Below are 13,003 nucleotides of genomic sequence, written 5' to 3'. Positions count from 1 at the left end.
GACACCGCCACTGCGTGCTCGCCCTCCACCCCGGTGCTGGTTCCTCACTCCCGGTGCTCCCCTCCGAGCCTGGCACGGGTGCCCCCGCTCCGCGCGCCCGAAGCGACCCGGACGGACGCGCACCGGCCACCCGGACCGTTTGCGGGGGCCCGCGTGCGGCTACCCGGTGCCCGGACGCCGGTCCGAGGAGGTCAGCGTGGTGAACGTGTCCGAGGTCGTCGCCGCCGGACTGCGGGCCCGGGGCGCGGACCGGGTATACGGCGTGCCGGGCCTCGAGATCGACCCACTGCTCAGCGCCCTGCGTGGCGGCGCGGAGGCCGCGGAGTTCGTCCAGGCGCGCGGCGCCGAGTCCGCCGCCCTGATGGCCTGCGCCCACGCCAAGCTCACCGGCCGCCTCGGCTGCTGCGTCGCCCCGCCCGGCGCGGGTGCACTCCGCCTGCTGGCCGGACTGTACGACGCGGCGACGGACCGGGCGCCGGTGCTGGCCGTGGTGGGAGAGGATCCGGCGCCGCGGGGGAGGGGCGGCCGTGGGCTGCGCCATCTGGCGGAGGTCTCCGTCTTCTGCGAGCAGGTGTCCGGGCCCGAGCTGATGGGCGACGCCCTCAACCGGGCCGTACGGGCCGCGCTCACCGACCGGGGCGTCGCGAGCCTCGTCGTGTCCCGTCGCGTTCTTGCCGCCCCGGCACCCACCGGGCCGCTCGGCGAGGGTGGCACTCGCCCCGTGCCCCTTCCGGTACGGCAGCCCGGGGAGGGGGACGTCCACCGCGCGGCCGAGGCGCTCAACGCCGCCGGCGAAGTGGCCGTCGTCGTGGGCAACGCGGGGCGGGCGGCGTCCGGGCAGGCGGTGGGCGTCGCCCAGCTCCTCGGTGCCGGCGTCGCCACGACGGCCCTGGCCCGGGACGCGCTGCCCGACGACCTGCCGTACCAGACGGGCGTGGCCGGCCGGCTCGGCAGTGAGGCCGCGGCGGCCCTGCTGCGGGAGTGCGACACGCTCCTGCTCCTGGGAGCCGAGGACCTGGACCGCGCCCTGTTGCCCGACCCCGGCCGGTGCCGCGTCGTCACGGTGGATCCGGAGCCGACCGACTGCCCCCTGGACCGCGGTCGCGCGGCCATCCGGGTGACCGGCGACGTCACCGCGGCCCTCGACGCGCTCATCCCCCAGCTGCGCCGCGCCACCGGCCGGACATGGCGCACACAGGTCGAGAAGGCGGTACAGGCCTGGCGGGCCGAGGGACGGACCAAGGCGAACCGCTACTTCGGTACGTCGGTGAACCCGCGCTCGGTCGTCGCCGAACTGTCCGAGCGGCTGCCCGACCGGGCCGTCGTCGTCACCGACTCCGGCACCTCGCTGGACTGGTGGACCCGCCATCTGCGGATCCGCAACGGCATGCGCTCCCTGCTCTCGGGCCACCTCGGTACGCCCGGCGCTGCCGTACCCTACGCCGTCGCCGCCCGGTTCGCCGCCCCCGACCGGCCGGTGATCGCCCTCGTCGGCGACGGTGCCTTCCAGAGCGGAGGCCTGAACGAACTGATCACCGTCCGCCGTCACTCGGAGTGGCTGGCCGGCCTGCCCCCACTGGTGTTCTGCGTTTTCAACAACGGGGACCTGAACCGGCTGACCTGGCGGCGCAGGGCCGCGGCCGGTGACCCGCTCATCCCGCTCTCCGCCGAGGTTCCCGCCATGCCCTACGCCGAGTGGGCACGCCTCGCGGGTCTGCCCGCAGTCCGCTGCGACCGGCCGCGGCACGTCGCCTCCGTCTGGGCCGATGTGCTCACCCTGCGCGGGCCGGTCCTGCTGGAGTTCGTGGTGGACGGGGAGAACCCGCCGGACTGGGCGGCCGGCACGGCCCGGACGATCAGCGCCAGCGATCCGGTCGAACCCCTGCCGGCGTCTTCGGTCAAACCTCTTCGACTACCCGGTTAGCTTGCTCTCATTCCTGTCATCCCTGGGTGACTTTCGTGATCCCCAAGGGTTGGCCGATTGCTTTGTCCCGGGCCCGGAAGGTGGGTTAGCCTGCGGCGTATTTTTCTCATCACGCAAATCCGTGAACAGCGGAAATGCACACACCAATCACCGGGTCAGGCCGTGTGCCCGGGAATGGTTCCGAGCCCTCCGCACGGGGGCTCCTGGGGAGCGGAACGAGGATGCGCATGGCCGGCAAGGTGACCGGGACGACCGACGTGGTCCCGGGGGACCACGAACTGAGAAGACTGCTCGCGGGGCTGACCGCGGTGCGCGACGGAGACTTCGGCACCCGGCTGCCGGACGACTCCACGGGGCTCATGGGTGACATCGCCACCGTGTTCAACGGCATGGTGGACCAGTTGTCCGTGTTCACCTCCGAGGTCACCCGCGTGGCCAGGGAAGTGGGCACCGAGGGCACCCTCGGCGGCCAGGCGCAGGTACCGGGTGTCTCCGGAACCTGGGCCGACCTCACCGACTCCGTCAACGCGATGGCGGGCAACCTCACCACGCAGGTCCGGGACATCGCGCAGGTCGCCACCGCCGTGGCCAAGGGCGACCTGTCCCAGAAGATCGACGTCCCCGCGCGCGGTGAGATCCTTCAGCTGAAGGAGACCGTCAACACGATGGTCGATCAGCTGTCCGCGTTCGCGGACGAGGTGACCCGGGTGGCCCGCGAGGTCGGCACCGAGGGCCGCCTGGGGGGTCAGGCGCAGGTGCCCGGCGTCGCCGGTGTCTGGCGCGACCTGACGGACTCGGTGAACTTCATGGCCGGGAACCTGACGGCGCAGGTGCGCAATGTCGCCCAGGTGACGACCGCGGTGGCGCAGGGTGATCTCTCGCAGAAGATCACCGTGGATGCGCGGGGCGAGATCCTGGAGCTGAAGAGCACCATCAACACGATGGTCGACCAGTTGTCCGCGTTCGCCGACGAGGTGACCCGGGTGGCCCGCGAGGTCGGTACCGAGGGCCGGCTCGGCGGGCAGGCGGACGTCAAGGGCGTCAAGGGCACCTGGCGCGACCTGACGGACTCGGTGAACTTCATGGGCGGGAACCTGACGGCGCAGGTGCGCAATGTCGCCCAGGTGGCCACCGCGGTGGCGCAGGGTGATCTCTCGCAGAAGATCACCGTGGATGCGCGAGGCGAGATCCTGGAGCTGAAGAACACCATCAACACGATGGTGGACCAGCTGTCCGCGTTCGCCGACGAGGTCACCCGGGTGGCCCGTGAAGTGGGTACCGAGGGCCGGCTCGGCGGGCAGGCGCAGGTGCGTGGCGTCGCCGGCACCTGGAAGGACCTCACGGACAACGTCAACGTGATGGCCTCCAACCTCACCGGACAGGTCCGCTCCATCGCCCAGGTCGCCACCGCCGTCGCCAAGGGCGACCTCTCCCAGAAGATCACCGTCGAGGCCAAGGGCGAGGTCGCCGCCCTCGCCGACGTCATCAACACCATGGTCGACACCCTCTCCGCGTTCGCGGACGAGGTGACCCGGGTGGCCCGCGAGGTCGGCACCGAGGGCCGGCTCGGCGGCCAGGCCCACGTGCCCAACGTGGCCGGCACCTGGAAGGACCTCACCGACAACGTCAACTCCATGGCCAACAACCTCACCGGCCAGGTGCGCAACATCGCGCTGGTGACCACCGCCGTGGCCAAGGGCGACCTGTCCAAGAAGATCGACGTCGATGCCCGCGGCGAGATCCTCGAGCTGAAGACGACCATCAACACGATGGTGGACCAGCTCTCCGCGTTCGCCGACGAGGTCACCCGGGTGGCTCGCGAGGTGGGCACCGAGGGCCGGCTCGGCGGGCAGGCCGAGGTCGAGGGCGTCTCCGGCACCTGGAAGCGGCTCACCGAGAACGTCAACGAACTCGCCGGCAACCTCACCCGGCAGGTCCGCGCCATCGCCGACGTGGCCAGCGCGGTCGCCGAGGGCGACCTGACCCGGTCCATCACCGTCGACGCCTCCGGCGAGGTGGCCGACCTCAAGGACAACATCAACTCCATGGTGGAGTCCCTGCGCGAGACCACCCAGGCCAACCAGGAACAGGACTGGCTCAAGACCAACCTCGCCCGGATCTCCGGCCTCATGCAGGGCCACCGAGACCTGCCGGTCGTCGCCGAACTCATCATGGACGAGCTCGCGCCCCAGGTGTCCGCCCAGTACGGCGCCTTCTACCTCGCCGAGGACGGCGAGTCCGGGTCCGAGCTGCGGCTCGTCGGCTCCTACGGCCGGCCCGAGGAGGACACCCGGCCCGTCCGTATCCCGTTCGGCCGTTCCCTGGTCGGCCAGGCCGCGCGCAGTCGCCGTACCATCGCCGTGGACCAGCTGCCGCCCGGGTACGTCACCGTCTCCTCCGGACTCGGACAGGTCGAGCCCACCGCGCTGCTGCTGCTCCCCATCGTCTTCGAGGAGCAGGTCCTCGGCGTCATCGAACTGGCCTCGGTCACCGAGTTCACCCAGATCCAGCGTGACTTCCTGCAGCAGCTGGTGGACACCATCGGCGTCAACGTCAACACGATCGTCGCCAACGCCCGTACCGACGAACTGCTCGAGGAATCGCAGCGCCTGACCAGCGAACTGCAGTCGCGCTCGGCGGAGTTGCAGGCCCGGCAGGAGGAACTCCAGCAGTCCAACGCCGAACTGGAGGAGAAGGCCTCGCTGCTGGCCGACCAGAACCGCGACATCGAGGCGAAGAACCTCCAGATCGAGCAGGCCCGCCAGGAACTGGAGGCGCGCGCCCAGCAGTTGTCGCTCGCCTCGAAGTACAAGTCCGAGTTCCTCGCCAACATGAGTCACGAGCTGCGCACCCCGCTGAACAGCCTGCTCATCCTCGCCCAGCTGCTGGCCCAGAACCCCTCCCGCAACCTCACCCCGAAGCAGGTCGAGTACGCGGGCATCATCCACTCCGCAGGCTCGGACCTGCTCCAGCTGATCAACGACATCCTCGACCTGTCCAAGGTCGAGGCCGGCAAGATGGACGTGACGCCCGAGCGGGTCTCGCTGCGCCAGCTGATCGAGTACGTCGAGGCCACCTTCCAGCCGATGACCTCGCAGAAGAGCCTGGACTTCACCATCATCACCGCTCCCGGGGCCCCCGCCGACCTGCTCACCGACGACTCCCGGCTCCGGCAGATCCTGCGGAACCTGCTGTCCAACGCGGTGAAGTTCACCGAGCAGGGCGGAGTCGAACTGCGCGTCGAACCGGCCGCCGACGACGAGGTGCCCAACGGTGTGGTGCGGGGCGGCCCGATCGTCGCGTTCCGGGTGAAGGACACCGGCATCGGCATCCCGGAACAGCAACTGGAGACCATCTTCGGCGCGTTCCAGCAGGCGGACGGCACCACCAGCCGCAAGTACGGCGGCACCGGACTCGGCCTGTCCATCACCCGGGAGATCGCCCACCTCCTCGGCGGCGCCGTCAACGTCGACAGCACCCCCGGCAAGGGCAGCACTTTCACCCTCTTCCTGCCCGTGGCCCGGCCGGACTTCGAGGAGATGCTGCGCAGCGGACGTACCATGCCGAAACCCGTCGAGCAGGCGCCTGCGGACGGCACGAGCGGGCACGCGCTCACGGTGGGGGCACCGCTGGTCACCGCCAAGCGGCCGCGCGCGCGCCGCCTGCTCGTGGTGGAGGAGCGACCGCGCGGTCTGCTGACGCTCGTCGCCGAGAGCGTGGTCAGAGACCTCGAACACGGCCGCGCCGACGGCGGCGGCACCCCCGTCGACATCATCACCGCGGTCGGTGCCCAGGAGGCGGCGGGCGCCCTGGCCGCCGAGCCCTGCCACTGCGTCGTCGTCGAGCTGGGCGTGCCCGACGGGGAGTCCGCCCGCTTCCTGGAAGCCCTGCGGGGGGACTCCGCCCTGGCGAGCGTCCCCGTCCTGGTGCACAGCTCCCACCGCACCGAGCAGGCCACCGACGGCGCTGACGGCCCGCTGGAGTACCTGTACAGCCTCGACGAGCTGCGTGAGCGGATCGCGCTGCACCTGTCGGCCGAGGAGCCCGGCGAAGTGCTCACCCTGGTCCGCAGCGACGAAGCGCAGCAGATCACGGCACCGCACTTGATCGACGAGCACACCCGCGGCCGTACCGTCCTCGTCGTCGACGACGACGCCCGGAACCTGTTCGCGCTCAGCGGCATCCTCGAACTGCACGGCTTCCGCGTCCTGCACGCGGAGGACGGCCGCAAGGGCATCGAGACGCTGATGAACAACCCGGACGTCGAACTCATCCTGATGGATGTGATGATGCCGGAGATGGATGGGTACACGGCTACGGCGGAGATCCGCAAGATGCCGCAGTACGCCGACCTGCCGGTCATCGCGGTGACCGCCAAGGCCATGCAGGGCGACCGGGAGAAGAGCCTCGCCTCCGGCGCCAGCGACTACGTCACGAAACCGGTGGACACCCATGACCTCATCGCCTGCGTGCGGCGCTGGCTCCCCGCATGAGGACACCACAGCGCGCCCGCCCGACCGCAGGCCGAGAGGTACGGACCCGGTGAACACCCATGAAGCCCCCGTCGCACCGGACACGCCCCACGGTGTCTCCGTCCAGTTCCCGGACGTGGACGTCGCGTTGTCCGACGTCCCGGCCGCCTCGCCGGTCGGCCGGCTCGCCGCCACCGTCGAGCGGCTGCGCCGGGAGGTGCGGGCGGCGCAGGCCGAGGCCGAGGGCCGGGCACTGATCGAGCTGGCCAAGGGCATCCTGGTCGAGCGGCTCGCCTGTGGCCCCGCCCAGGCCGCCCGCCAGCTCGCCGAACTCGCCGAGCAGGCCCGGATGACCCCGCTGGAGTTCTCGGTGGACGTCATCAACCAGGCGGCCCGGGACCGTGTCTCGGAGGTGACCGAGGCGTTCCTGTCCGTCGCCGCGGACCCGGCCGGACCGGTCGAGGAGTCCGCCGCCGTACGGCTGCGTGCCGCCGAGAGCGGCGTCCTCGCCGCGGACGACACCCAGGCGATGGCCGACTCCCTGCTCGAACACGCCCTGCGGCCGCTGGGCGCGGTGGCCGTGGCGATCTGGGCGGCGGGTTCGGACGGCTCGCTGACCCTCGCGGGCAGTGCCGGCTTCCCGCCGGCCGAGGCGGCCCGCTGGCGGTACGTCCCGCCCGACGTGGCCACCGTGGCCCGGCGGGGCCTGACCGAACCCGAGGGGCAGTGGCTGTCCTCGCTCGCCGCCTCCGGGCTGCCCACGATAGGCCGCCGGGAGTACGCCGACGGAGCACGGATGGCCGTACCCGCCGGCGCGGGCGGCCGTGTCCACGGCGTCCTGGAGATCGCCTGGTCCACCCCCGAGGAGCCGCTGCCCCGCCCGGTGATCCGGCAGGTGGAGGCCCTCGCCGAGCTGTGCTCGCACAGTCTGGAGACCCTCGCGCTGCCGCCCGAGCCCGGGCAGGAGCTCCGGGCGCTGCCCGACGTGGTCGAGCTGATGGACCTTGCGGACGGGCTGCACGACCCGGCGCTGGTGCTGGCGCCGCACCTCGACGACGCCGGGCAGCTCGTCGACTTCCGCATCCAGCACGTCAACGACCGTTTCCTCGACCCGGCCGGCCGCCCGCGGGCCGTCGTCAACGGCGCCCTGCTGCTGGAGGCCTACCCGATGGCCGCCGGCGCCAGCGAGCTGTTCCAGCGCGTGGAGCGCGTCTATGCCACGGGGGAGCCGTTCCGTGCCCGCCGCATGCGGCTGACCGCCCTGGTCGACGAGGTGCCGCTGTCGGCCGTCGCGGACATCAGCGTCAGCCGCCACGGCTCCAGCGTGCTGCTGATCTGGCGCATCGAGGACGAGACGGCCCGCCTGGCCAGCCTGCTCCAGAACGCGCAGCGGCTCGGCCGGATCGGCGGCTTCGAGGAGAACCTCCTCACCGGTGAGATCACCTGGAACGGACAGCTGTTCAGCCTCTACGGCCGTCCGCACACCAGCTCCCCGGTCGCCCTAGAGGACCTGCCCGCGCACGCACATCCCGACGACGCCGTCTCCATCCGCCGTTTTCTCCGCACCGTGCTGCACCACCGCAGGCCCGCGTCCGCCGCCTTCCGGCTGCTGCGCCCGGACGGGGTCACCCGGCACATGCGCGTGGTCGCCGAGCCGGTCCTCGACACCGACGGCCAGCTCTTCGTCGTCCGTGGCGCCTACCAGGACATCTCCGCCCAGCACTGGACCGAGGTCGCCCTCGCCGCCACCCGCGACCAGCTGGCCCACACCGAGCAGCAGGCCGACGAGCGCAACCGGCTCGCCCTGCAGCTCCAGCACGCGATCATGCCGCCCACGCAGGCCCCCCTGCAGGTGCCGGGCCTCCAGGTGGCGGTGCGCTACCGGCCCGCCGAGACCGAGCAGCTGGTCGGCGGCGACTGGTACGACGCCGTCGTGCTGCCCTCCGGCCTGGTCCTGCTGTGCGTCGGTGATGTCGCCGGGCACGGCATCGAGGCGGCGACCAGCATGGTCGTCCTGCGCAACGCGCTGCGTGGTCTCGCGGTCACCGGGGCGGGCCCGGCACAGCTGCTGTCGTGGCTGAACATCGTCGCCCACCATCTGACGGGCGCCGTCACCGCGACCGCCGTCTGCGGCCTGTACGACAGCGAGCGGCGGACCCTGCGCTGGGCCCGGGCGGGCCATCTGCCGCCGGTTCTGGTGCGGGAGGCGGAGGCCACCGCCCTGCCCACGCTCAAGGGCCTGCTGCTGGGCGCGCTGCCGGAAGCGGTGTACGAGGAGACCGAGGTGCGACTCGCCGCCGGTGACACCCTGCTGATGTACACCGACGGTCTGATCGAGCGCCGGGACCGCTCGGTCGAGGAGTCCCTGTCCCATCTGCTGGAAACGGCGCGCGCGGCGCCCAGGACCCTGGACCAGCAACTGGACCGACTGCTCACCTACAGCCGCTCGGACACCGACGACGACACCTGCATCGTGGGCATCAGGGTCGGCTGAGGCCCCGGCGGCCTCACATGGCCGGTTCGCAGGTGAGCGGCACAGTGGCGGTGACCCGTTTGCCGTGGGAGAACCGGGTCACCTCCAGATCGGTGGAGAGCATCGTCACCAGGTGCAGCCCATGACCGCCGACCCGCCGGGGATCGGGAGGGCGCCGCCGGGGCGGCTCGTCCGACGTGTCCGTCACGGTGATGCGTACCGCGGACGCGTCGGGCATCACCTCGAGGCGCAGGGCGCACGGGCCCGGGGCGTGCTTGGCCGCGTTGGTGACGAGTTCGCTGACGACCAGCTGGGCATCCTGCACGGAGCGCCGTTCCGGTGCGGGCCGTACCCGGGAGAGCACGGTCGCGACGGCGTCTCTGGCGTCGGCGATGTCGGTGACGCCGGTGTCCCAGGTGCGGCTGTAGCGCAGGGATGCGGGGCGGTCCTGCGTCGTCGCGTGCGTCCTGAGCGGGATGTCCATACCTCGTTGCCCTTTTCCTCTGGGGTCAGGGTCCCTTTCTGTACACGGGGATCGTGCCGTCCTGCTTCGGCTACCCGCTGAACCGTCGATCAAAGGGACGTCCGCAAGGAATCCTCCGGTTGCACACGGACTCCTGGTGGGAGGCGGCCGATCGGGGTGGCGACGCGGGAGGGGCACGCCGCATGGACGGCGAGGCGGATCCCGTCGCCCGCGCACAGCGGAACGGGTCCGGGAAATCCGCTTCCGCGCGATTTCCCGGACCCGTTCCGAATCCGAATAGCCGGCCGATTCAGTGCTTGAAGACGTCCTTCACCTTCTCCTTGGCCTGCTGGGCGTCCCCGCGTGCGCCTTCCATGCGGCCTTCCGCCTCCATGCTCTCGTTGCCGACTGCGCGGCCCGCGGTCTCCTTGGCCTTGCCCTTGGCCTGCTCCACCTTGCCCTTGGCCTTCTTGTTGCCAGCCATGGGGTTCACATCCCAACGTCTTCGCGGTGTGTGGTCACCCTTCGGTTTGCCACTGTGCCGCCATCCAAACCGGAAAACGGGATCCGGCACTAGATCGAATACGGGGGGCTGAGCGCTTGATTCGCGGGAACCCGCCGGTCCGGAGGTTGATAAACATGGTTCCTTTGCTTCTGGTTCTCCTGCTGGCCCTTATTCTTTTCGGTGCGGGCTTTGCGTTGAAGGCGCTGTGGTGGATCGCGGTCGTCGTGCTCGTACTGTGGCTGCTGGGCTTCTTCGTCCGACCGGCCGGGGCAGGAGGCCGGCGCGGTCGCTGGTACCGCTGGTAGGCGCGGTCCCCGTCGGTGAGCGGGCCCCGGCTTCGGCCGGGGCCCGCTGCCATGCCCGGAGGAGCCGGACCGTTCGGCCGAAGGCCGGCCGCGCGTTCCCTCGTCCTAGCCCGCGTGGGCCCGCAGCGGATAGTGGTCCGAGAGGTCGGTGTACGTGTACGACGTACCCCAGCTGGTCACGGTCCAGGGGGCCGACTGCTCCCTGACGACCTCGTTGTGCCAGCCGGCCGGCCGGGTGTGACCCGAGCGGCTGAGGACGTAGTCCAGGTCCTCACGCGGATCGTCCGGATAGCGCTCGTGGGCGATGGAGTTCTCCCGCGTGTCGAAGGAGTACGGGTGCCCGGTGCGCGCGTCGGCTCCGACCAGATCCGCGTCGGCGAGCAGGGAGGCGTACTCGCCGCCGCGGGAGTCGACGTTGAAGTCGCCCGCGACCAGGACCTCCTCGTCCGCGGGGATGTTCTTGGCGTCCAGGAAGGCGTCGACGGCCCGGAACTGCCGGCTGCGCATCGTCACCGCCTCACCCGGGCCGCATCCGGGGTCCGTGGACTGCGCGTGGGTGCCGACGACGTGCACCTTGGTGCCGTTGACGTTCAGCACCACGTAGGCGAAGCCCTTGTTGGACCACCAGTCCGCGCCGCACGCGTCCCGGTAGACGTACTGCTCCTTGTGCAGGATCGGCCATTTGCTCAGCACGGTCACCCCGCCGTCCTCGGGCGTGGTGGACGAGTACGCCCCGCCGGTCGCGTCCCAGCCTGAGCGGCTGCGCCCCAGCACCGGTGTCTGGTAGGGGTACCCGGCCGCGGCGGCGCTCTTGAGGGCGTCCGACGAGGAGTTGTCGAACGCCTCCTGGAGGACGACCACGTCGTTGCCCCGGAAGAAGGACGCCTTGGGTATCTCCGTGGCCCGGTGGTCCTGGCCCCAGTTCGGGTACAGGGTTTTGCTCATGAGGAAGACGTTGTAGGTCAGCACCCTCAGCGCGGGTGCCGGCTCGGCGGCCGCAGACGGCGTCGGAGAGGCGAGTGCCGCTGCGGGCAGGGCGAGGGCGAGCGCGGCCGCGGCGAGGGCACGGTGCGGTGCGGAGGGCGTCACTGGATCTCCCTGTCGATGGAGTCGATGCAGAGCTGAGTGGCGCCGCACATCAAACCATCAGGGATTACCCGTAGGTAACGCCCGGACGCGCACCAGGTGGCGCACAGTGGAGGAACAGGGGACGTCCCGGCGGAGTCCCCCTCGGCCCGCCGCCGGCCCCGGCAGCCGTCGGTGCTCGCCCCGCCGCCGTGCCGGGGTGCCGTACGGCAAAGGCCGCGAGCGTCGTGCACAGCGGGGTGGGCCTGTAATGCCTGGGCTTCAGCGCGTCCACCAGCGCCTCCGCCTCCGATCCGGTGAGCCGGACCGACAGGCCGACGGCGAGCAGGCGTCGGGATCGTCACCGCGACAGGCGCTGAGCAACTGGGCAGGGGGGAACCGCTAGGTGGTGGGGCCGCTCTCGGCGTCGCCCGGGTCGGGCTGGCAGGTGCGGCACAGTTCGTGGCTTCCGTCGCGGGTGACGACGGTTCCCCAGCCGAGGCAGTGCTCGCAGTCGCGGGCGAGTGCCAGGTCGGGGTGGGGAGACAGGTAGGGGCTGTGGTGAGCTCCGTAAGCCATGCGGGGAGCGGCTCCTTGACGTAGCGGGGAAGTCGCGGTCCGAATGACATCCATTATGTCCGACTTTTTCGCTATGTCCAGGCCGGATGTCACTGAGTGCCAGGGATCACCGCCGGGGGCTGTGCGATCCTACGAACTTCTCGCGCGCCGGGTTACCGGCCACTCCCACCTTTGATAGGAAACTTTCCTACCAGTACGGTACGGACCAACCCCCCACACCCCCGCCCCTCACCTGGAGTCCCTGTGGTGCATCCAGACCGCGGAACAGCAGCCCCCGACCGCCTCTCCCGCCGGACCGTCGTCGCCGTGTTCGGCGCCGTCGCCACCGGCTCCCTGCTCGGACCCCGGCGCGCCGCCGCAGCACCGGCGGCCGCGCCGGGCCTCGACGACCCGGCGAAGAAGGAGACAGCGATGCAGCTGGTGTCGAGTGCGGAGAACTCCTCGCTCGACTGGAAGGCCCAGTACCGGTACATCGAGGACATCGGCGACGGCCGCGGCTACACCGCCGGCATCATCGGCTTCTGCTCCGGCACCGGTGACATGCTCGACCTGGTCCAGCTCTACACCGACCGCAAGCCCGGCAACGTCCTCGCCACGTACCTGCCCGCCCTGCGCAAGGTCAACGGCACCGACTCACACGCCGGCCTGGACCCCGACTTCCCCGAGACCTGGCGCAGGGCCGCCCGGGACACCGTGTTCCAGCGGGCCCAGAACGACGAACGCGACCGCGTCTACTTCAACCCCGCGGTCGCGCAGGGCAAGGCCGACGGACTGCGGGCCCTCGGCCAGTTCATCTACTACGACGCCATCGTCATGCACGGCGACGGCGACGACCCGACCAGCTTCCGCAACATCCGCAGGCGCGCCCTGCGCAGCGCCGAGCCGCCGGCGCAGGGCGGCAACGAGACGACGTACCTGAACGCCTTCCTCGACGCCCGGGTGTGGGCGATGAGGCAGGAGGAGGCGCACAGCGACACCAGCCGCGTCGACACCGAGCAGCGCGTCTTCCTGCGCAAGGGCAACCTCGACCTGAACACCCCACTCGACTGGAAGGTGTACGGCGACAGTTACCACGTCGGCTGATCCGCCGATGCCATGAGGGGTGCGGCGGGGTGCGGCAGGTCGCCGGGCGTGGACACCGGGAACCCGGAGTGCGGCTCGGCGGCGGGGCGGCGGGGACCAGGCCCTGGGTCTGTGTGACGACGAGAAGGACCGGC

At 71.2% G+C, this 13,003-nt stretch carries 9 protein-coding genes; 5 read left to right on the top strand and 4 right to left on the bottom strand.

What is annotated here, in order from left to right:
- Nucleotides 1-196: 196 nt before the first annotated feature.
- The 3 genes from ABZ079_RS24205 (at nucleotide 197) to ABZ079_RS24195 (ending at nucleotide 8,890) form a co-directional block, all read left to right on the top strand.
- The gene (locus ABZ079_RS24205) at nucleotides 197-1,924 is read left to right on the top strand and encodes a thiamine pyrophosphate-binding protein (RefSeq protein WP_356941530.1); all 1,728 of its coding nucleotides are present in this window, start codon (nucleotides 197-199) and stop codon (nucleotides 1,922-1,924) included.
- Between the two features lie 221 nt (nucleotides 1,925-2,145).
- Nucleotides 2,146-6,417: a HAMP domain-containing protein gene (locus tag ABZ079_RS24200; protein ID WP_356941529.1), complete on the top strand. Its 4,272-nt coding sequence runs from the start codon at nucleotides 2,146-2,148 to the stop codon at nucleotides 6,415-6,417.
- Entirely contained in the window at nucleotides 6,377-8,890 is a 2,514-nt protein-coding gene (locus ABZ079_RS24195; protein ID WP_356941528.1) for a SpoIIE family protein phosphatase, read from the top strand. Before ABZ079_RS24200 ends, ABZ079_RS24195 begins: the two co-directional genes overlap by 41 nt.
- A gap of 13 nt (nucleotides 8,891-8,903) precedes the next feature.
- Here the strand turns inward: ABZ079_RS24195 and ABZ079_RS24190 are convergent, their stop codons facing one another.
- Together ABZ079_RS24190 and ABZ079_RS24185 are read right to left on the bottom strand one after the other, a co-directional pair.
- Nucleotides 8,904-9,353: an ATP-binding protein gene (locus tag ABZ079_RS24190; protein ID WP_356941527.1), complete on the bottom strand. Its 450-nt coding sequence runs from the start codon at nucleotides 9,351-9,353 to the stop codon at nucleotides 8,904-8,906.
- A gap of 289 nt (nucleotides 9,354-9,642) precedes the next feature.
- Nucleotides 9,643-9,816: a CsbD family protein gene (locus ABZ079_RS24185; RefSeq protein ID WP_356941526.1), complete on the bottom strand. Its 174-nt coding sequence runs from the start codon at nucleotides 9,814-9,816 to the stop codon at nucleotides 9,643-9,645.
- A gap of 155 nt (nucleotides 9,817-9,971) precedes the next feature.
- Here ABZ079_RS24185 and ABZ079_RS24180 point away from each other — a divergent pair, with 155 nt between their 5' ends.
- Nucleotides 9,972-10,142, top strand: a complete 171-nt coding sequence (locus ABZ079_RS24180) for a hydrophobic protein (RefSeq protein ID WP_356941525.1) — start codon at nucleotides 9,972-9,974, stop codon at nucleotides 10,140-10,142.
- Between the two features lie 105 nt (nucleotides 10,143-10,247).
- Here the strand turns inward: ABZ079_RS24180 and sph are convergent, their stop codons facing one another.
- Nucleotides 10,248-11,231: a sphingomyelin phosphodiesterase gene (gene sph / locus ABZ079_RS24175; protein ID WP_356941524.1), complete on the bottom strand. Its 984-nt coding sequence runs from the start codon at nucleotides 11,229-11,231 to the stop codon at nucleotides 10,248-10,250.
- A 378-nt stretch (nucleotides 11,232-11,609) separates the two neighbouring features.
- Nucleotides 11,610-11,786: a hypothetical protein gene (locus ABZ079_RS24170; RefSeq protein ID WP_356941523.1), complete on the bottom strand. Its 177-nt coding sequence runs from the start codon at nucleotides 11,784-11,786 to the stop codon at nucleotides 11,610-11,612.
- A gap of 243 nt (nucleotides 11,787-12,029) precedes the next feature.
- Between ABZ079_RS24170 and ABZ079_RS24165 the strand changes: the two genes are divergently transcribed.
- Entirely contained in the window at nucleotides 12,030-12,869 is an 840-nt protein-coding gene (locus ABZ079_RS24165) for a chitosanase (RefSeq protein WP_356941522.1), read from the top strand.
- The last annotated feature ends 134 nt before the right edge of the window (nucleotides 12,870-13,003 follow it).

This window comes from Streptomyces sp. NPDC006314, from assembly GCF_040613075.1.
Taxonomy (GTDB): Bacteria; Actinomycetota; Actinomycetes; order Streptomycetales; family Streptomycetaceae; genus Streptomyces.
This window is presented reverse-complemented; position numbering and strand designations above follow the sequence as displayed.